The following is an 18,575-nucleotide window of genomic DNA, read 5'->3' on the forward strand; positions in this document are numbered from 1 at the left end:
CGACGATCAAGGCGGCCGGCACAGACGTGATGGCAGAGTTGCGACGACGGACAGCGGCGGGCCGGCGGTCGCGTCACGGTAGGTGGTCGCGGCTCCCGTCAGGGTAGGTGTTTCCGTACCGCGTCGAGGCTCGCGTCCCAGAGCTTCTTCGCGCGGTCGGCGTCGGTGGAGCGCGGCGTCGCGGCGAACTCCGACCGCAGGAAGTAGTAACCGCCGGGACGCGCGTCGGTGGCCGGGTCGGCCAGCCACAGCAGCGTGTCGGCACCCCGGGCAGGCGACGCGACGAGCACCGGGATCAGCGCACCCAGCGCGAACAGCGGGCTGCGCCGCACGAACCGGGTGCGCACCAGCCCCGGGAAGTAGCACGTCGGCACCACGTCGGGCGCCCACCGCCGGGCCGCTTCGATGGTGAACAGGACGTTCGCCTGCTTGCTCGCCCCGTACGCGAGCCACCGGCTGCGGTACGGTCCGCCGGTGCGGGCCGGGCGCTCCACGTCGAGCCAGCCCCACGCCTCGGCCAGCGAGGACGTGGTGATCAGCCGGCTGCCGGTCAGCGCCGGCCGCAGCAGGTTGGCCAGGAGGAATCCGGCCAGGTGGTTGACCTGCATCGTGAGGTCGTGGCCGTCGGCGCTGACCGCGCCGGGGTACGACGCCAGCCGGCCGGCGTTGTTGGCCAGCACGTCGATGCGGTCGTAGGCGGCGAGCAGCTTGTCGCCGACCGCCCGTACCTCGTCGAGGTGGTTGAAGTCGGCCCGGTAGGACGCCGGGGTCACGCCGCCGGCGGCTTCCCGCACCCGCTCGACGGCGCCGGCCAGCCGGCCGGGATGGTTGCCGAGCAGCACCACCTGGTCGCCGCGCCGGGCGAGCGCGGTGGCCGCGGCCAACCCGATCCCCGAACTGGCTCCGGTGACGACGACGGTCCGCACCCCTCCGACGCTAGCCGCCAGGTTCGGTTTCTTGCGGCGGCGTCGGCTTCTTGCGGTGGCGGCTTCTGGGGTCAGGGTCCGGGCTGGACCGTGCAGCACCCACGACCGGGCACGGAACGCTATCGTGCGGTGCCGCGTCAGCTGATGATCGAAAGTGGTGGCGACCTTCTGCTGTTCTGGCACGGCCACAACAGCAGAAAAGTCCCACCACTTTCGATCATGGTTGGGTTCTGCGGCGGACCGGGCTCTCACCGCAGCCCTGACCGATCCTGACGGTGGAACAACCGGGCCCAGCGCCGAGTGGCCGGCGAAACCCCGACCCCTGAAGGCGGCTAGCGGCCGAGTTCGGCGATGGCGGCGAGCGTGGTGTAACCGCCGAGGGCGATCAGCAGCACCGCCATCGAGAACCAGTAGGTTCCCCGGCGGGCGGTCAGCAGGATGAGGCCGTTGACGCCGGCCACCACCGCGCCGGCCAGCATGAAAAAGCCCCACCAGCGCAGGTCGCCCGGGTCGACGACGTCGGCCCGGATCAGCAGGAACGCCACACCGAGGGCGGCACCCACCACGGCGAGACCGGCGACGGTGTCGACGAAGGCGCGCAGCGACCCGTCGGTGGGCCGGAGCGCGAACAGACCGGCCGGTCCGAGGCAGGGCACCACGATCATCAGGGGCCACAGCTCACCCATGCGCCCGGCCATGAGCAGAAGCGCGACGGTGAGGACGATGGCGCCGATCCAGGCAAGCGTGAAGCGGGTCTCCCGTGCCGCCCGGGGCAGGCCGACGCTCACGGTGAGGAAGACCAGGGCGGGCACCAGGATGAAGTTGGCCCACCAGCGGTACGGCGCCTCGGCCGTCGCGACGGAGTTGGCCGCCACGATGATGCCGAGGCTGAGGACGGTGGCCGCGGTCAGGCGGGTCATCGCCCCGCGGGCCGGTAGCCGCGGATCGGTCGCCGGGGCGCCGGCCGACCGATCGACCTGTGCGTCTTCGAAGGGTGCGTCCCCGAACCGTGCGTCTTCGAAGGGTGCGTCTTCGAAGCCCGTGCCCCGCGTCGCCATCATGGGTCCACTCTGGCCCGCCCGCGGCGGCGACACCATCCGGTTAGCCTCACCATTGCGCGGCCGGCTGACCCGACCGCCCGCGGTTCTGGTGGCAGGGTGCCCAGGGTGTTGGCGGGGCCGAACCCGCCGCGTGAAGCCGTCGCGTGAAGCCGTCGCGTGAAACCGGCCCGCCCGCAGGCGGCGACAGGGGCGCTCCACCCGCAGGGCGGCCACACCGCGCTCCACCCGCAGGGCGGCCACACCGCGCTCCACCCACTGGCGGCCACACCGCGCTCCACCCACTGGCGGCCACACCGCGCTCCACCCACTGGCGGCCACACCGCGCTCCGCCCGCTCACGGCCGCCCACCCATTGACATCACTCGACCCGACCGTAAAACTTCGACCTCAGAGAGCGCTCTCTGCCAACCTGACGCAGATTCCACGGCATGTCCGGAGGGCGCTCCCGACCCGCAGCCGGCCCGCCCGCCGGCTGCGGGTCACCCTCCGATCCGCCACCACGGAAGGACCCAGCCATGTCACCCCCGACCGACCCCCGCCAACGCAGGAAGCTCATCCGGCGCACCGTGCTCGCCGGCTCCTCGGCGCTCGTTCTCGTCGGCGCGAGCATCGTGACCACCCAGGCCAACGCGTCGGCGCCGCCACCGCCGTCGGGCTGGACGGCGGTGTGGACCGACGACTTCACCGGCTCGGCCAATACGCTGCCCAGCTCGGCCAACTGGATCATCGACACCGGCACCTCGTACCCGGGTGGCCCGGCCAACTGGGGCACCGGCGAGATCCAGGTCTACACCAACCAGACCCGCAACCTCGCCCTCGACGGCAACGGCAACCTGCGGATCACCCCGCTCAAGGACGGCAACACCTGGACCTCGGCCCGCATCGAGACCCAGCGCACGAACTTCAAGGCACCGACGAACGGCACGCTGGCCATCGAGGGCCGCATCCAGATGCCGAACATCACCGGTAACGCCGCACTCGGCTACTGGCCGGCGTTCTGGGCGCTCGGCGCGCCCTACCGGGGCAACTACCAGAACTGGCCCGGCATCGGCGAGTTCGACGTGATGGAGAACGTCAACGGGCTCAACACGGTATGGGGCGTGCTGCACTGCGGCGTCGCGCCGGGCGGACCGTGCAACGAGTTCAACGGCATCGGCGGCAGCCGCGCCTGCCCCGGCGCCAGCTGCCAGAGCGCGTTCCACACGTACCGCTTCGAGTGGGACGACGCCGCCGACGTGCTCCGCTGGTACGTCGACGGGCAGCAGTTCCACAGCGTCAGCCGGACCCAGGTCGGCGACTCGGCGTGGAACAACATGACCAACCACGCCGGCTACTTCATCCTGCTGAACGTCGCGATGGGCGGCGGCTTCCCGAACGGCGTCGCCGGCTTCAACACCCCGACCGCCGACACGCAGCCGGGCGCCTCGATGCTCGTCGACTACGTCACCGTGCAGACCCGTGGCGGCGGCGGCCCGACCAACCCGCCGAGCAGCAACCCCCCGAGCAGTAACCCCCCAGGCGGCAACCGCGACGCGTACAGCACGATCCAGGCCGAGTCGTACAACGGCCAGAACGGCATCCAGACCGAGACCACCACCGACAGCGGCGGCGGCCAGAACATCGGCTGGGCCGCCAACGGCGACTGGGTGCGCTTCGACGGCGTGAACTTCGGCAACGGCGCACCGGCCCGCACGTTCTCGGCCCGGGTCGCGTCCGGCGCCGGCGGTGGCATCAGCGGCCTGGTGCAGGTGCGCCTCGGCAGCCCGACCGCCACCCCGATCGGCAGCTTCTCCATCGCCAACACCGGCGGCTGGCAGAGCTGGCGCACCGTGCCCGGCGCCATCTCGCCGACCACCGGCACGCACACCGTCTACCTGACCTTCGACAGCGGCCAGCCGGCCGACTTCGTGAACATGAACTGGTTCACCTTCTCCCGCTGAGAGATCCGACCACCGCGCCCCACAGGAAGGCACAACGTGACATCGACCCGACCCGACACCGGCCTGGAGACCGCCGTGCGCTTTCCGGCCGACTTCCTGTGGGGCGCGGCCACCGCCTCGTACCAGATCGAGGGCGCGGTCACGGCCGATGGTCGGTCACCCTCGATCTGGGACGTGTTCAGCCGGCAACCCGGGGCCGTCGCCAACGGCGACACCGGTGACGAGGCGTGCGACCACTACCACCGGTACCGCGAGGACGTGGCGATCATGTCGTCGCTCGGCCTGCGGTCGTACCGGTTCTCGGTGGCGTGGCCCCGGGTCCAGCCGACCGGTCGCGGCCCGGCCAACCAGGCCGGGCTCGACTTCTACAAGCGCGTGCTCGACGAGTTGCAGAACGCCGGCATCGAGCCGTGGGTGACCCTGTACCACTGGGACCTGCCGCAGGCGCTCGAGGACGCGGGCGGCTGGCCGAACCGCGACACCGCCGAGCGGTTCGCCGAGTACGCCGCGATCGTGCACAAGGAGTTCGGCGACCGGGTCCGGTTCTGGACCACGCTCAACGAGCCCTGGGTGTCGGCGATGCTCGGGTACCACAACGGCGTGCACGCGCCTGGCCGACGCGAGCCGGCCGCCGCGCTGGCATCGGTCCACCATCTTCTGCTCGGACACGGCCTGGCGACGTCCGCTCTCCGGTCCCAGGACCCGGGCGCGACCGTCGGGATCACGCTGAACCTGGCCGCGACCTCGGCCGCGACGGACGCCCCCGCCGACCTCGACGCGGCGCGGCGCATCGACGGCCTCGCCAACCGGCTCTACCTCGACCCGCTGCTGCTCGGGCGGTATCCGGACGATGTGGTCGCGGACGTCGCGGCGTTGAGCGACTTCAGCTTCGTGGAGGACGGCGACCTGGAGACCATCTCGGCGCCGATCGACATGCTCGGGATCAACTACTACACGACGAACGTGGTGGCGGCCCCGGACGGATCGCCGCCCGACCCCGGCTCACCGCACCCGGCCGCCGAGGACGTGCGGCACATCGGCCGGGGCGCGCCGAAGACCGCGATGGGCTGGGAGATCGACCCCGACGGGCTCTACCGCACGCTCAAGATGGTGGCCGACAAATACCCGGCGGTGCCGCTGTACGTCACCGAGAACGGTGCCGCGTTCGACGACGAGGTCGTCGACGGCGTCGTCGACGACCCGGACCGGGTCGCGTACTTCGACTCGCACCTGCGCGCCTGCCACCGCGCGATCGCGGCCGGGGTGCCACTGCGTGGCTACTTCGCGTGGTCGCTGCTCGACAACTTTGAGTGGGCCTTCGGCTACGACAAGCGATTCGGCCTGGTCTTTGTGGATTACCGGACCCAACGACGGATCCCCAAGACGAGTGCCAGGTTCTATGCCGACGTGATCGCCCGTAACGAAGTGTGGTGAGGGTTCACTAGATTCAACGCTGTGGCGGAACGGGGAATGGGTCGGGAGCGTCCGACCCTGGAGATGGTGGCGTCGCACGCGGGTGTCTCGCGTGCGACGGTGTCCCGCGTTGTCAACGGGTCCGAGTCGGTGGCACCACACCTGCGGGAAGTGGTGATGCGCTCCGTCGACGCGCTGGGCTACGTCCCGAACCAGGCGGCCCGCAGCCTCGTCACCCAGCGCACCGACGCGATAGCACTGGTGGTGTCGGAACCGCAGTCGCGGATCTTCTCCGACGACCCGTACTTCGCGGGGATCATCCACGGGGTCAGCCTCGAGCTCGAGGCGGCCGGCAAGCAGCTCGTGCTCATCATGTCGGCGTCCGGGGAGAGCCACGCGCGGGTCGAGCGGTACGCGGCCGGCGGGCACGTCGACGGCGTGATGCTGTTCTCGATCCACGGCGAGGACCCGCTGCCGGCAAAGCTCGAGCGCATGGGCATCCCGGTCGTGTGCAACGGACGTCCGCTCGGCAGCAGCACGCTGCCGTACGTCGACGCCACCAACGAGCTCGGTGCCGAGAACGCCGTGCGGTACCTGTTCGACCACGGCCGCCGCAAGGTCGCGACGATCGCCGGCCCGCCCGACATGGTCGCCGGGATCGACCGGCTGAGCGGGTACCTCACCGCGGTCACCCACGAACCGGTCATCGCCTACGGCGACTTCACCCGGAGCTCCGGCGCACGGGCGATGCGGTCGCTGCTGGAGACCCACCCCGACGTCGACGCCGTGTTCGCCGCGTCCGACCTCATGGCCGACGGCGCCCTGCGCACGCTGCGGCAGGCCGGCCGGCGGGTCCCCGACGACGTCGCGGTGATCGGGTTCGACGACAACACGGTCGCGGCGTTCGCCGACCCGCCGCTGACCACCGTGCGCCAGCCGATCCAGGAGATCGGGCGCAACCTGGCCCGGCAGCTGCTGCGGCTCGCGCGCGGCGAGCTCGTGGAGAGCCCCCTGATGCTTCCGACCGAGCTCATCATCCGCGAGTCCGCGTAACCGGATCGGCCGCCCGACCCGTCGTACCTCCTGAAGGGAGGGTTGCCGCGTGGGAGACCGGTTCCGGAGCATGATCGAGTCCGAGTTCGCCGAGGTGGAACCACCACCGATCGGCGATCTCGTCGACAACGCCATCCGCGACGGGCAGCGGCTGCGCCGTACCCGGCTGGTGCAACGCGGCGTGGCCTGCGCCGCCGCCGTGGGCGTCCTGGCGCTCGGGTTGGGCATGGCGACCGCCGGGCTGGGGCCCGACGGGGCGCCGGACGGCCCGGCGAGATACGCCGCCGGCGGGAGCGGATCGGAGCCGGCGCGGCCGGCCGAGACGTCCGGCGGGGAGCCGTCGTCGTCGCGCGCGGCCAATCCCGTACCCGCCGACGCACCGACGATGGCGATCTTCGAACCCGAGCCGTCGCCGCGTGGCACGGGGTCGAAGGCACCGCCGTCGACGCCCGCGACCGTACTCATGGCCCTGCAGACGGTCCTTCCCGACGGACCGACGGTCGCGTTCGCCGGCAGCCGGTTCAGCAACTACACCGGGGTACAGGTGTACCTCGACCGGGGCGCCGGATACGGCATGATCCGCGTCGCCCTGGGGCGGTACAGCACGCCGCCGACATGCGACAGCAGCCCCGCCGGTGTCACCGTGGACTGCCGCGGCGGCAGGGGCGCGTGGATGGTCGAGACGTTCGAGATCGAGGGCAACTGCGTGCAGCGCCGCGGGGTCACCGTCTACCGCACCGACGGCCTCGCCGTTCAGATCAACGTGGGCTCGTGCCTCGTCGACGGCGGCTGGCCGGCACCACCCGGGGTCGACTCGGTCGACCAGCAGGTGATCAGTGTCGAGGAAGCGATCGACATCGGGACGAGCAACATCTGGAACGAGCGCTCGCTCGAAGGGCTGTCGCCGTCAGCGGAACAGGCGTATCCGTCCCTGCCGATGCTCACCACCTTCAACGGGGTGGGCTCTTGAGCAACGGGGGGACCGATCTCGACTTCGAGGAGTACGCGCAGGCCCGGGTCGTCCGGCTCCGGCAGCGCGCGTACCTGCTGTGCCGTGACTGGCACCTGGCGCAGGATCTGACCCAGATCACGCTGTCGCGGCTCTACGCGTCGTGGCGCAAGGTGGTCAAGGCCGACAACATCGACGCGTACGCGGCCAAGGTGATGGTGCGCGTGTTCCTCGACCACAAGCGGCTCAAGAGCTCGCACGAGGTCGTCTCCGACACGATGCAGACCCAGACCGAACGGGTCGACGGTTCGGGCGGGCCGGAGCTGCGGCTCACGCTGATGGAGGCGCTGGGACACCTCAGTCCGCGCGCCCGCGCGATCGTGGTGCTCCGGTACTGGGAGGACCACAGCGTCGACACCGTGGCCGAGTTGCTCGGCGTCACACCGAGCCTGGTGAAGACGCAGAGTATGCGCGCGCTCGCGGAGCTGCGTGCCCTGCTGGGCACCGATCTGGCGACGCTCGTCGGCTGACTTGTCCATATTCGACATGTCTTGACATCGTCCGAACGGCGGATATTTTCCGTTACGCGCAACGAAGCCCCATGCTCGTGCCGCCTATCGGGTGTCACGACGAGTTCAAGGGGGACACCTCGATGAGTACCGACGTAGCCGCTCCGGCGGCACCGGCGCCCGCGCCCGTCCGGATGACCGCTGAACAGCGCGAAGCGTTCGAGCGCGATGGATACATCGTGCTTCCCGGGGTGCTCTCCCAGGCCGAGCTGATCCGCTACACCGCCGCCATCGACCACCTCTACGCCCGGGCCACCCGGCTCGGCGAGATCGCCAGGGACGGCTCGCTGCACCGCCTCAGCGCCGTGGCGGCCTGCCCCGAGCTCGCCGACCTGATGACCCACCCGGCCGCGTTCCCGATGGTGTGGCAGACGCTCGGCTGGAACGTGCACGTGTACCACTCGCACCTCGACGTGCACCCGACCGTGCCGTCGGCGAAGCCGTTCCGGTTCGAGTGGCACCAGGACGGCGGCCGGCAGAACCGCGAGATCGAGTCGAACCCGCGGCCGCGGATGTCGGTGAAGCTGGCGTTCTGGCTCTCCGACGTGTCGGAGCCGGGCCGGGGCAACTTCAAGGTCGTGCCGGGCAGCCACCTCACCAACCGGATCGACGGGCCGCCGCGCCGCGACGTCGAGTGGCCCGACCCGGAGGGCGCGATCCCGGTGACCGTGAACGCCGGCGACGCCGTGTTCTTCGACCGGCGCATCTGGCACGCCCGCTCCGACAACCACTCCCCCATCACGCGTAAGGCCGTGTTCTTCGGCTACACGTACCGCTGGGTCGCGCGGCGCGACGAGGCGCCCGCCATCCCGGCCGTGCTCGCGGGGCTCACACCGGTGCAGCGGCAGCTGCTGGGCGTGCTCGGCGGCCGCGCCAACCACGCGGTCGACGGCGGCGACCACGCGTGGGGCCACTTCCCCGACGAGGTGCCGCTGTACGGGTACCTGAAGGAGAACGGGCTGCTGGATCCCGGATTCCCGCCGCTCATCCCCTGACCGGGGTATTTACTGGGCGCATGGGAGCCGAACCATCGGCCGCTGCGTCGAAGCAGGTATGAAGGCCATGCTGATCGCCGCTTCGATGCTCCTCGTCGCCAGCCTCACCGCATGCGCAGGCGACGCCGCTCGTGACGGTGCCGCGGGGGAACACCCCGCGGCACCCGCGACACTTCCGCAGGGCCGCACGTTCGTCTCCACCGCGGTCACGGCCGCCGGACAGCCGAAGGCCCTGGTACCGGGCACGACCATCCGGCTGCGGATCCCCGCGGCGGACAAGATCTCGGTACAGGCCGGCTGCAACACCGCCGAAGGCCCGGCCCGCATCGAGGGCACGAAGCTGGTCGTCGAGGACTTCGCCTCCACCGCGATCGGCTGCGAGCAGGCGCTCCAGCAGCAGGACGAGTGGGTCCACGGCTTCTTCCGGGCCGGACCGACCTGGGAGCTCACCGGCAACGACCTCGTGCTGAAGAGCGCCGACCTGGAGCTGACTTTCACCGACCGGGCCGTGGCCGAGCCGGCCCGGCCGCTGATCGACACGAAGTGGGCCCTGAACACCGTCGTCGGCGCCGGGGGAACGGCCAGTTCGGTGCCGGCCGGGGTCTCCGCGACGATCACGTTCGCCGCCGACGGCAGGGTGACCGGCAACACCGGCTGCAACGCGTTCGGCGGCACCGCGACCGTCGCCGGCGACCAGATCACCTTCGGTGACCTCGCCTCGACCCGGCGGGCCTGCGTGGGCGCGGCGGGATCGCTGGAGGCCGACGTTCTCCGGGTGCTCGAGGGCACCGCGAAGTACCGCATCGAGGGCGACCGCCTCATCCTCGAGGCCGCCGACGGCAGCGGGCTGCAGTTCGTCGGGTGACCGGTCAGGTCTGCTGGGGCAGCCGCCGCAGGTAGCCGCGCTGGCCGAAGATCAGCTGCTTGACCATGTGGATCGCGACGCCGCCGGGACCGGCGACCACCTGCACGGCGTCCATGACGGCCCGCACGATGCTGAGGCCGCGCCCGTGCTCGGCGGTCGCGCCGGCCTTCCGGCTGGTGACCTCCTGGGGCAGGCCCGTACCGGAGTCGCAGACGTCGATCGTGCAGCGGTTCGCGGTGGCGGTGACGGTGACGGTCACCGTGTAGTCGGTGGACTCGTGTGCGTGCCGCACGACGTTCGAGCACACCTCGGTGAGCGCGAGCGTCACGTCGTCGCGGCACTCGTCGGACACACCGATCGCGTCGAGCGCGCAGTCGACCGTGCGCCTCGTGACCGGAACCGTAACGGGGTCACGCGGAAGACGGAGAACCAGACGCAGCAGCACGCCCTTGGGGTACCCCGGCGCGTGCCGGTTCTACCCATCTGAATGTTCGGCGGGTGCGGTGGAGCGAACCGCGTGCAAGGCTGGCCGGGTGACGGTCGACAACGCCGTGCGGGCCCGCGACGCCCTGCAACGGTTGGTGCTCGGGTGCACCGGTGTGACCCCGGCCGACCTTCCCCGACTGGCCGCCGGCGCCGCCGCCGACCTGGGCGTCACCTCGATGACCATGCTCGTGATCGACTACGCGCAGACCTTCCTCGCCGCGTTCCGGGAGGCCGAGGGCGACGGGGTGAACGTCGAACGGACGCCCGTCGAGGGGACGCTCGCCGGCCGGGCGTACGCCCTCGGCGAGATCACGGAGAGCCCGTCCGGTGACCGGCTGTACGTGCCGATGACCGACTGCGGTCACCGCATCGGGGTCCTGGAGGTGGTCTCCCCCGACAGCCCGACCCCGATGGACCGCGACACCTACGCGGCCATCGCCACCGTGCTCGGCCAACTGGTCGCGTCGCGGCGCATGTACGGCGACGCGATCGAGCACCTGCGGCGCGGCCTGCCGATGCAGCTGGCCACCGAGATCGTCTGGAGCCTGCTGCCACCGCTGACCCTGCAGACGCCCGACGCCGAGGTCACCGGCATCCTGGAGCCCTGCTACGAGGTGGGCGGCGACGCGTTCGACTACGCGATCAGCGACACCACGCTGCACGTGGCGCTGTTCGACGCCGTCGGGCACGGCATCGGCGCGAGCGCCATGACCACGATGGCCGTCAACGCCTACCGCAACGCCCGGCGGTGCGGCCTCGACCTGCCCGACACCTACCGCTCGATCGACAAGTGGCTGCACGCCCGGCACCCCGACCACTTCGTCACCGCCGTCCTGGCCGAGCTGTCCCTCTCCGACGGCATGCTGCGCACGATCAGCGCCGGTCACCCCGGCGGGCTGCTGCTGCGCGACGGGCAGCGGGTGAAGGACCTGGTGGCGCCGACCGCGCTGCCGCTGGGGCTGAGCGGGCTCGCGGGCGGGGCACCGGAGGTCGTCGAGGAGGCGCTGGAGCCGGGTGACCACGTGCTGTTCTTCACCGACGGCGTCATCGAGGCGCGGTCGGCCGACGGCGAGTTCTTCGGCCGGCAGCGGCTGGTCGACTTCGTGGTGCGCACGCTGGCCGACCGGACCCGGTCGCCGGAGACGATGCGCCGCCTCGTCCGGGCGATCCTCGACCACCAGCACGAGAACCTGCAGGACGACGCGACGGCGGTGCTGGTCGGATGGGTGGGCCGTTAGGCCCGGCGCCGTTCGGGGTACGCGATTCCCATGACCGATCTCAGCGCTGCCCCGCCGGACGTCGTCGACGACCAGACCAGTGACGTGATGAACGAGGACGAGGTCGTCCACGTTCCCCCGGCCGTCGAGCAGCTCGTGGAGGCCAACGAGGCCCACACGACGTTCGCGCCCGAGGTGCCGCATTGGGAGCCGGGAACGTAGGTTTTGCCGGTCAGCGACCCGGGAACACTGGAGAAGTACGCCATACCCGGAAATTTCGGGGAAGGAGTGTGTGTCGATGAGTACCGGCGACAAGATCCGGCACAAGGCCGAAGAGATGAAGGGCGCCGCCAAGGAGAAGTTCGGCGACGCGACCGACAACCCGACGATGCAGGCCGAAGGCGCCGCCGAGCGCAGGGCCGCACGGGCCCGCCAGGCCGGCGACCACCTGCGCGACGCGGGCCGCAACGTGGGCGAAGCGCTCAGATGACGTAGTGATCCCCTGGTAAAGGAACGCCCCCGGCGACAACGAGGTCGCCGGGGGCGTTTCTGCGTGTCACCGCGGCGGCCGGGCCGCGGCGGCCCGGCCGGGTCGCCGCGGCCGGGTCAGCGCGGCCGGGTCAGCGCAGTTGCGGGAGGACCTTCGCGCCGAACGTGTCGATGAACTCGTCCTGCTCCTGGCCGACGTGGTGCAGCATCACCCGGTCGAATCCCAGCTCCGCGTACGAGTTCAGCCACTCGGTGTGCCGTCCGAGGTCGGCGGAGATGTTGACCACCTTCTCCAGCCGCTCGCGCGGAACCTCCCGCGACACCTCGTCGAAGTGCTCGGCCGTGTCGAGGTCCCAGCAGACCGGCGGCGCGAACACGTTGCTGCGCCACTGGTCGTAGGCGATCGCGAAGGCCTCGTCGTCGGTCGGGGCCCAGCTCACGTGCACCTGGACGGTCAGCGGGCCCTTGCCACCCGCCCCGCGGTAGGCGTCGATCATCTCGCGCAGCGTCTCCGGCGCGGCGTTGACCGTGATCAGCCCGTCGGCCCATGACGCGCACCACTTCGCGGTCGCCACGCTCACCGCCGCGCCGATCAGCGGGACCGGCTCGGTGGGCCGGGTCCACAGGCGCGCCCGGTCGACCGTCACGTGCCCCCGGTGCGACACCTCCTCGCCCGCGAGCAGCGCCCGGATGATGTCGACGCACTCCCTCAGCCGCGCCTCGCGCACCGGCTTCGCCGGCCAGCCGGCACCGGTGATGTGCTCGTTGCTCGCCTCGCCGCTGCCGAGGGCGGCCCAGAACCGTCCCGGATACATGGCCGCCAGGGTGCCGATCGCCTGCGCGATGATCGCCGGGTGGTACCGCTGCCCGGGCGCGTTCACCACCCCGAACGGGAGGTTCGTCGCCTGCAGCGCCGCGCCCAGCCACGACCAGGCGAACGCCGACTGCCCCTGCCGCTCGCTCCACGGCGAGAAGTGGTCGGACGACATCGCCGCCGTGAAGCCGGCCGCCTCGGCCCGCGTGACGGCCGCCAGCAGGCGCGACGGGTGGATCTGTTCATGCGATGCGTGGATGCCGTAGGTCGTCATGGCCGGTGGGTTACCCACCGACGGCCGCCCTCAGCCGTTGTCGAGGTTGATCCTCGGACGGCCGTCGGTGCACCGGCTGCGGAACGTGACCCGGTACGGCTCCGCCGCCGACTCGAACCGGACGTTGACCTGGTCGGACGGCCCCGGGGAGATGCGGTTGATCGACCAGCCTTCGCCCGGTACGGCCGAGATGATCTGCGCCGTCGACCCCGTGCACTGGACGGTGACGGAGTTGCCGTAGCTGGTCTGCGACGCGGTGATCGGCGCGGGGCGCTGCGTGGTCCCGCCGCCCGGCGGGGAGGTGGCCGGCGTGGTCGGTGGCGTGCTGCCCGGCTCCGGTCGCGCCGAGTCGTTCGGTGCCGCTCCCGGTCCGGGGGGACGCGTCGAGCCGGGCTGGCCGCTGGGACCCGTGCTGCCCGACGCGCCGCCGACCCCGACGGACGCCGCGGGCTGCGCGCCCTTGCCCTCGCTGTCGCTGACCGGCCGCCCGCCGTCGGCCGAGGACTCGTCGGAACCCACGACGGACGCGGCGAAGACCACGGCGGTGACCATGGTGACCAGCGCGGCGGCGGCTCCAGCCAGCGCGTACCTCCGGCGGCGCTGGCGGCGCGCGGCGAACGACTCGCCGGACGGCCAGGTGCCCTGCCGGGGCCGCTTCCGCGGCCGTGTCGGCGTCACCGGGCGACCGCTGGCGATCGCCGCCGCGCTGGCATTCAGGATCTCGGCGACCTCGCCGGCCTCGGGCCGGTCGGCGGGCTCCTTGGCGAGGCACGCCTGGCAGATCTCGACCACGTCCGGTGGGAGACCGGTCAGCGGCGGCAGCGGGTCGGGCTCCACGTACATGTGCGCGACGAGCATCTGCGTCGTGGACTCGGCCGACCAGGGCATGTACCCCGTGAGCATGCGGTAGAGCAGCACGCCCAGCCCGTAGACGTCGGTGGCGGCCACCACCGCGCCGCCCGACAGCCGCTCGGGCGCCACGTAGGCCGGCGTGCCGAACAGCACGGAGTCCTTGTCGGTGAGGTCGCCGACCACCGCGGCGACCCCGAAGTCGACGACCTTCGCCGTTCCGTTCGCGGTGACCATGACGTTCGCCGGCTTCACGTCGCGGTGGACGATGCCCAGCTCGTGCGCGGCACCGAGCGCGGTGGCCACCTGTGCGCAGATCCGCAGCACGTCGGGCACCGGCAGCTGCCCGTCTTCGAGCCGCTCGGCGAGCGTCACGCCGCTGAGCAGCTCCATCACGATGTACGGCACCCGCTCGCCGGAGCTGTCGCCGTGCTCGCCGAAGTCGAAGACGCCCGCCACGTTCGGGTGCGCCAGCTTAGCGACCGCCTGCGCCTCGGCCCTGATGCGCAGGCGGGAGTCCTGGTCGGCGACCAGGCGCGGAGACAGGAGCTTCACCGCCACGTGACGGTCGAGCACCTCGTCATGGGCGCGCCAAACGACGGACATGCCTCCTTCTCCGAGGCGCTCGACCAGCCTGTACCGGCCGGCCAGCACGTCCGCCGAATCCACCGGGACAGTTTGCACCATGGGTCGCGGAGGCTGCATATGTCGATCAATTGCAACTGGGTGGAGTAGACGTACTCCCGGTACGGGTGTGACCAAATGGACAGGATTTACCGACCGGTCGCGGCGTAACCACCACGGTGTCTGGGCGGATGCTCGCCGACCTGGTCCTTCCGTAGGCTGCGCCCATGGCATTCACCGGTTGGCCGGCCGAGGCGCTGGACTTCTACGAAGGGTTAGCGGCCGACAACTCCAAGTCGTACTGGACGGAGCACAAGGCCACCTACGACGACAAGGTGTACGCGCCGATGGTCGCCCTGCTCGCCGACCTCGAGCCGGAGTTCGGCGCCGGCAAGATCTTCCGTCCGTACCGCGACGTGCGGTTCAGCTCCGACAAGTCGCCCTACAAGACGACGATCGCGGCGACCCTGGAGAAGGGCGGCTACGTGCAGCTCTCCGCCGACGGGCTGGCCTGCGGCCGGGGCTACTACTGGATGGCGTCCGACCAGCTCGCCCGCTACCGGGCGGCGGTCGCCGAGGACCGCACCGGCAAGGACCTGGAAGCGATCATCGCGGCGGCGGCGAAGAAGAAGATCAGCATCACCGGGCACGAGCAGCTGAAGACCGCCCCGCGCGGCTACCCGAAGGACCACCCGCGGGTCGACCTGCTCCGCAACAAGGGCCTGGTGGCCTGGCAGGAGTGGCCGCCGGCCGCCTGGCTGGGCACGGCGAAGGCCAAGGACCGCGTGGTCGCGTTCCTGCACGCCACCGATCACCTGGCCGAGTGGCTGGACACCAACGTGGGAGAGTCGAGATGAGCCGCCGCCTCTGGGCCCTGGTCGAGCCCGTGCACGACGTCACCTACTTCTCGCCGCAGGCGCGCGCCGCCTTCGAGGCGGCCGGGCTGCGCGGGTTCTGGCGCGGCTACTTCGGCGGCCGGGCGGCTCCGCTCGGTCCGGTCGGTGCCGCGCCCGTCATCGCGATCTTCTACGTGTTCGCGCCGCAGATGGTGAACCGCGCGCTGCCCGACGTGTGGACGCGCGCCGAGCCGTCCGCCGCGCTGGACGCGCGCCTGGCCGGGGCCGTCGAGGCGCTCTCCGCGACGGCCGCCGCGCTCGGCGTCGCCGACGAGACGATCGCGGAGGCCGCCGACCTGGTCGCCACGGCCGCCGGCGGGGTGCGGACCGTCGGCCGCCCGCTGTCCGCCGCCAACGCGGCCCTGCCCGTTCCGGACGGTGACCTCGCGCGCCTGTGGCACGCCGCCACCGTGCTGCGCGAACACCGGGGCGACGGGCACTGGGCGTCCCTGGTCGCCGCCGACGTCGACGGCTGCGAGGCGCTGGTCTGGCGGGAGGCCCGCAACGGCACCGTCGGTGACCTGCAGGCCACCCGCGGCTGGACCGACGAGGAGTGGGCGGCCGCGAAGGCCCGGCTGGCCGGGCGCGGCTGGCTCGACGCCGACGGCGCCATCACCGACCTGGGCCGGCAGGAGCACAAGCAGGTCGAGGAGCAGACCGACCGGCTCTCGGCCGCACCCTGGGAGCGGCTCGACGGGCGGCAGCAGGACCGGCTGGTCGAACTGCTCACGCCGCTGTCGAAGGCCCTCTACGACGCGATCCCGAACAGCGTGGTCGGCGCTCCGCGACCCACCTAGAGCGGCCACTCAGAGGCGTTCGAGCCGGGCGCGGGTGGTCTCGTCGCGGGGCGAGTAGACCACCACCCGCGTCTCCGGGCTGGTCGTCGGCGTGAACGTCGAGGTCGACAGGCGTACCTCGCCGACGACCGCGTGGCGGAAGATCTTCACCCGCGTGCTCGGGATCGCCACGTTGTGCGCCGCCCACAGCGACGCGAACGTGGGGCTCAACGCGCTCAGCCGGCGCACGAAGTCGGACCACACCGGGTCGCCGAGGTGCCGGGCGAACGCGGTGCGCACGTTCGCGACCATCACCGGGAGCTCCTCGTCGCGGTTGAGGAACGGGGTGCAGCAACTGGTGCAGGTGAACAGGTGCCACAGCACGTTGCGTTCCAGGCCGTGCGCGCTGGCCAGCCCCGGGAACAGCACCCCGTACGCCCGGTTGTGGGCGAGCAGGTCGTACCGGCTGCTGTAGACGGCCGCGGGCAGCGGGTTCAACGCGTCGAGCACCGGCTGGATCTCCGGCTCGACGGCGTGGCCGCTCACCGGTCCGGCCACCCAGGGCAGGTCGGCGAGCCGGTAGAGGTGTTCGCACTCGGTGCTGTCGAGCTTCAGGGTGCGGGCGATCGCGTCGAGCACCTGCACGCTGGCGTTGATCGGCCGGCCCTGCTCGAGCCACGTGTACCAGGTGATGCCCACGCCGGCGAGCTGGGCGACCTCCTCGCGCCGCAGGCCGGGGGTGCGGCGGCGCGGGCCGGGTGGAAGGCCCACGTCTTCGGGGCGGATGCGGGCCCGTCGCGAGCGGAGGAACGCCGCCAGCTCCTCGCGTCGCCGCCCCGGAGGAAGGAGCGTGGTCACCGCCTCATCGTCGCGTGTCGTGGCCGCCGTTGCCAGGTGCCAGCGGTACCCGGATAAGCGGGCATCTGTTACCGGTACCGGCCCGGCCGGACAGTGGCGGCATGGGACTTCTCGTCATCGTGCTCGCCGGGCAGTTCATGGCGATCCTCGACGTCACGATCGTCAACGTCGCGATCACCACGATCCAGGACGACCTGGGCGCGTCGGGCGCGGCGATGCAACTGGTCGTCGGCGGGTACACGATCGCGTACGCGGTGCTGATGGTCACCGGCGCCCGGCTCGGTGACCTCGGCGGCCACCGTCGGCTGTTCCTCGCCGGCCTCGGCCTGTTCACCGTCGCGTCGCTGGCCTGCGGGCTGGCGCCGACCACCGGCGCGCTCATCGGGTTCCGGCTGCTGCAGGGCGCGGGTGCGGCGCTGATGGTGCCGCAGGTGCTCAGCCTCATCCAGCGCTCGTTCGAGGGCGCCGGCCGGGCCCGCGCGCTCAGCGTCTACGCGACGGTGATCGCCGGGGCGGCGGTCGCCGGCCAGATCGCCGGCGGCGTGCTCGTCTCGCTGGGGTCCGGGTGGCGGCCGGTGTTCCTGGTCAACGTGCCGATCGGGGTCGTGCTGCTGGTGGCGGGCGCACGCTGGCTGCCCCGCGACGATCACCGGGTCGCGCGCGGTCTCGACCCCCTGGGCCTGGTGACGTTGGCGGGCGCGGTGCTGACCTTCGTCGTGCCGCTGGTGCTCGGCCAGGAGCAGGGCTGGCCGCTGTGGTGCTGGCTGGGGCTGATCGCCAGCGTCGGCCTGTTCGCGGCGTTCGTCGCCGTGGAGAACCGGGCGGTCGGTCACCCGCTGGTGCCGGCGCGGCTGCTGCGCGTCCCCGGGCTGGTGCGGGCCACCGCCACCCTCGGCGCGATGATGGCCGCGTACGGCGGGTACCTGTTCGTCGCGGCCATGCACCTGCAGCGTGGCCTGGGCTTCAGCCCGCTGCGGGCGGGGCTCACGTTCGCGCCCGGCGCTGTCGCGTTCGCCGTCGCGAGCCTGAACTGGCGGCGGGTGCCGGCCCGGTGGCACCGCACGATGATCGGCGTGGGCCTGGCCGTCTCGGCGTCCGGGCTCGTCGTGCTCGCTCTCGCGCTGCGCGGCGGCGGGACCGGCGGAGCGGCGCTCTTCGTGGGTCTCGTGCTCTTCGGCGGCGGGATGGGTGCCGGCTTCAGCCCCCTGATGACGCGGGCCCTGGCCGGGGTGCCGCTCGCCGACGCGGCCGACGCGAGCGGGGTGCTCGCCACGGTCGTCCAGCTGGCCCAGGTGGTCGGTGTGGCAACGTTCGGGACATTGATGTTGGGGCTTGCCGAGGGCTTCACGCCGGCCGCGTCGGGTGCGGCGTTCGCGGCCACCGCGCTCGCGATGGGTGGCCTGATGCTGGCCGGTGGTGCCCTGATCGGGGTGAGGGTGCAGGCACGGGCGGTCGCGACCTCCCCGCCGATCGAGGGATAGGGATAAACTGCCGCGGACGTCCGTCCCCGTTCGGTCGTGGA

19 protein-coding genes are annotated in these 18,575 nt (G+C 71.9%); 13 read left to right on the forward strand and 6 right to left on the reverse strand.

Annotated features, from left to right (window positions below; all coding sequences use genetic code 11):
* Nucleotides 1-98: 98 nt before the first annotated feature.
* On the reverse strand, nt 99-926 hold the full coding sequence (locus Voc01_RS04195; protein ID WP_203925913.1) for an SDR family NAD(P)-dependent oxidoreductase: 828 nt from the start codon (nt 924-926) through the stop codon (nt 99-101).
* Between the two features lie 332 nt (nt 927-1,258).
* Nucleotides 1,259-1,987 carry a hypothetical protein gene (locus tag Voc01_RS04200; RefSeq protein ID WP_203925914.1) on the reverse strand — a complete coding sequence of 243 codons (729 nt, stop codon included), beginning with the start codon at nt 1,985-1,987 and terminating at the stop codon, nt 1,259-1,261.
* A 514-nt stretch (nt 1,988-2,501) separates the two neighbouring features.
* On the opposite strand from Voc01_RS04200, the gene Voc01_RS04205 reads away from it, so the two are divergent.
* From Voc01_RS04205 to Voc01_RS04230, 7 genes are all read left to right on the forward strand, one after another.
* Complete coding sequence (locus Voc01_RS04205; RefSeq protein ID WP_203925915.1) at nt 2,502-3,926, forward strand: glycoside hydrolase family 16 protein; 1,425 nt, start codon at nt 2,502-2,504, stop codon at nt 3,924-3,926.
* 36 nt (nt 3,927-3,962) lie between these two features.
* Nucleotides 3,963-5,360 (forward strand): GH1 family beta-glucosidase, encoded by a 1,398-nt coding sequence (locus tag Voc01_RS04210; RefSeq protein WP_203925916.1) that lies wholly within the window; start codon nt 3,963-3,965, stop codon nt 5,358-5,360.
* A 36-nt stretch (nt 5,361-5,396) separates the two neighbouring features.
* Nucleotides 5,397-6,392: a LacI family DNA-binding transcriptional regulator gene (locus tag Voc01_RS04215; protein WP_203925936.1), complete on the forward strand. Its 996-nt coding sequence runs from the start codon at nt 5,397-5,399 to the stop codon at nt 6,390-6,392.
* A 49-nt stretch (nt 6,393-6,441) separates the two neighbouring features.
* Nucleotides 6,442-7,362, forward strand: coding sequence for a hypothetical protein (locus Voc01_RS52785; protein WP_239159935.1), 921 nt, complete (start codon nt 6,442-6,444; stop codon nt 7,360-7,362).
* On the forward strand, nt 7,359-7,871 hold the full coding sequence (locus Voc01_RS52790; protein ID WP_239159936.1) for a SigE family RNA polymerase sigma factor: 513 nt from the start codon (nt 7,359-7,361) through the stop codon (nt 7,869-7,871). The genes Voc01_RS52785 and Voc01_RS52790 overlap by 4 nt, the downstream gene beginning before the upstream one ends.
* Before the next feature lie 122 nt (nt 7,872-7,993).
* A complete protein-coding gene (locus tag Voc01_RS04225) occupies nt 7,994-8,905 on the forward strand; it encodes a phytanoyl-CoA dioxygenase family protein (RefSeq protein ID WP_203925918.1) in 912 nt (303 codons plus the stop codon).
* Nucleotides 8,906-8,972: 67 nt separating this feature from the next.
* The gene (locus Voc01_RS04230) at nt 8,973-9,770 is read left to right on the forward strand and encodes an META domain-containing protein (protein ID WP_203925919.1); all 798 of its coding nucleotides are present in this window, start codon (nt 8,973-8,975) and stop codon (nt 9,768-9,770) included.
* A 4-nt stretch (nt 9,771-9,774) separates the two neighbouring features.
* Here the strand turns inward: Voc01_RS04230 and Voc01_RS04235 are convergent, their stop codons facing one another.
* Complete coding sequence (locus Voc01_RS04235) at nt 9,775-10,215, reverse strand: ATP-binding protein (protein WP_203925920.1); 441 nt, start codon at nt 10,213-10,215, stop codon at nt 9,775-9,777.
* Nucleotides 10,216-10,303: 88 nt separating this feature from the next.
* On the opposite strand from Voc01_RS04235, the gene Voc01_RS04240 reads away from it, so the two are divergent.
* From Voc01_RS04240 to Voc01_RS04250, 3 genes are all read left to right on the forward strand, one after another.
* On the forward strand, nt 10,304-11,494 hold the full coding sequence (locus Voc01_RS04240; RefSeq protein WP_239159937.1) for a PP2C family protein-serine/threonine phosphatase: 1,191 nt from the start codon (nt 10,304-10,306) through the stop codon (nt 11,492-11,494).
* 30 nt (nt 11,495-11,524) lie between these two features.
* Nucleotides 11,525-11,695, forward strand: a complete 171-nt coding sequence (locus Voc01_RS04245; RefSeq protein WP_203925921.1) for a hypothetical protein — start codon at nt 11,525-11,527, stop codon at nt 11,693-11,695.
* Between the two features lie 76 nt (nt 11,696-11,771).
* The gene (locus tag Voc01_RS04250; RefSeq protein WP_203925922.1) at nt 11,772-11,963 is read left to right on the forward strand and encodes a CsbD family protein; all 192 of its coding nucleotides are present in this window, start codon (nt 11,772-11,774) and stop codon (nt 11,961-11,963) included.
* A gap of 130 nt (nt 11,964-12,093) precedes the next feature.
* Here Voc01_RS04250 and Voc01_RS04255 read toward each other — a convergent pair whose 3' ends face one another.
* Both Voc01_RS04255 and Voc01_RS04260 read right to left on the reverse strand, forming a co-directional pair.
* Nucleotides 12,094-13,050, reverse strand: coding sequence for a TIGR03885 family FMN-dependent LLM class oxidoreductase (locus tag Voc01_RS04255; protein ID WP_203925923.1), 957 nt, complete (start codon nt 13,048-13,050; stop codon nt 12,094-12,096).
* 30 nt (nt 13,051-13,080) lie between these two features.
* Entirely contained in the window at nt 13,081-14,757 is a 1,677-nt protein-coding gene (locus Voc01_RS04260; protein WP_307781555.1) for a serine/threonine-protein kinase, read from the reverse strand.
* Between Voc01_RS04260 and Voc01_RS04265 the strand changes: the two genes are divergently transcribed.
* A complete protein-coding gene (locus tag Voc01_RS04265) occupies nt 14,751-15,380 on the forward strand; it encodes a DUF2461 domain-containing protein (protein ID WP_203925925.1) in 630 nt (209 codons plus the stop codon). The genes Voc01_RS04260 and Voc01_RS04265 overlap by 7 nt on opposite strands.
* Nucleotides 15,377-16,216, forward strand: coding sequence for an SCO6745 family protein (locus Voc01_RS04270; protein ID WP_203925926.1), 840 nt, complete (start codon nt 15,377-15,379; stop codon nt 16,214-16,216). Before Voc01_RS04265 ends, Voc01_RS04270 begins: the two co-directional genes overlap by 4 nt.
* A gap of 9 nt (nt 16,217-16,225) precedes the next feature.
* Here the strand turns inward: Voc01_RS04270 and Voc01_RS04275 are convergent, their stop codons facing one another.
* Entirely contained in the window at nt 16,226-17,053 is an 828-nt protein-coding gene (locus Voc01_RS04275) for a helix-turn-helix transcriptional regulator (protein WP_203925927.1), read from the reverse strand.
* A gap of 101 nt (nt 17,054-17,154) precedes the next feature.
* Between Voc01_RS04275 and Voc01_RS04280 the strand changes: the two genes are divergently transcribed.
* Nucleotides 17,155-18,534: an MFS transporter gene (locus Voc01_RS04280; RefSeq protein ID WP_203925928.1), complete on the forward strand. Its 1,380-nt coding sequence runs from the start codon at nt 17,155-17,157 to the stop codon at nt 18,532-18,534.
* Nucleotides 18,535-18,575 lie beyond the last annotated feature (41 nt).

It is taken from the genome of Virgisporangium ochraceum (assembly GCF_016863655.1).
GTDB lineage: Bacteria > Actinomycetota > Actinomycetes > Mycobacteriales > Micromonosporaceae > Virgisporangium > Virgisporangium ochraceum.

Bases quoted from the DNA above. Each gene is read 5' to 3' on its own strand.
- Voc01_RS04200 (WP_203925914.1), bottom strand. From the start codon at position 1,987: ATGATGGCGACGCGGGGCACGGGCTTCGAAGACGCACCCTTCGAAGAC.
- Voc01_RS04205 (WP_203925915.1), top strand. From the start codon at position 2,502: ATGTCACCCCCGACCGACCCCCGCCAACGCAGGAAGCTCATCCGGCGC.
- Voc01_RS04215 (WP_203925936.1), top strand. From the start codon at position 5,397: ATGGGTCGGGAGCGTCCGACCCTGGAGATGGTGGCGTCGCACGCGGGT.
- Voc01_RS04225 (WP_203925918.1), top strand. From the start codon at position 7,994: ATGAGTACCGACGTAGCCGCTCCGGCGGCACCGGCGCCCGCGCCCGTC.
- Voc01_RS04230 (WP_203925919.1), top strand. From the start codon at position 8,973: ATGCTGATCGCCGCTTCGATGCTCCTCGTCGCCAGCCTCACCGCATGC.
- Voc01_RS04245 (WP_203925921.1), top strand. From the start codon at position 11,525: ATGACCGATCTCAGCGCTGCCCCGCCGGACGTCGTCGACGACCAGACC.
- Voc01_RS04250 (WP_203925922.1), top strand. From the start codon at position 11,772: ATGAGTACCGGCGACAAGATCCGGCACAAGGCCGAAGAGATGAAGGGC.
- Voc01_RS04255 (WP_203925923.1), bottom strand. From the start codon at position 13,050: ATGACGACCTACGGCATCCACGCATCGCATGAACAGATCCACCCGTCG.
- Voc01_RS04265 (WP_203925925.1), top strand. From the start codon at position 14,751: ATGGCATTCACCGGTTGGCCGGCCGAGGCGCTGGACTTCTACGAAGGG.
- Voc01_RS04260 (WP_307781555.1), bottom strand. From the start codon at position 14,757: ATGCCATGGGCGCAGCCTACGGAAGGACCAGGTCGGCGAGCATCCGCC.
- Voc01_RS04270 (WP_203925926.1), top strand. From the start codon at position 15,377: ATGAGCCGCCGCCTCTGGGCCCTGGTCGAGCCCGTGCACGACGTCACC.
- Voc01_RS04280 (WP_203925928.1), top strand. From the start codon at position 17,155: ATGGGACTTCTCGTCATCGTGCTCGCCGGGCAGTTCATGGCGATCCTC.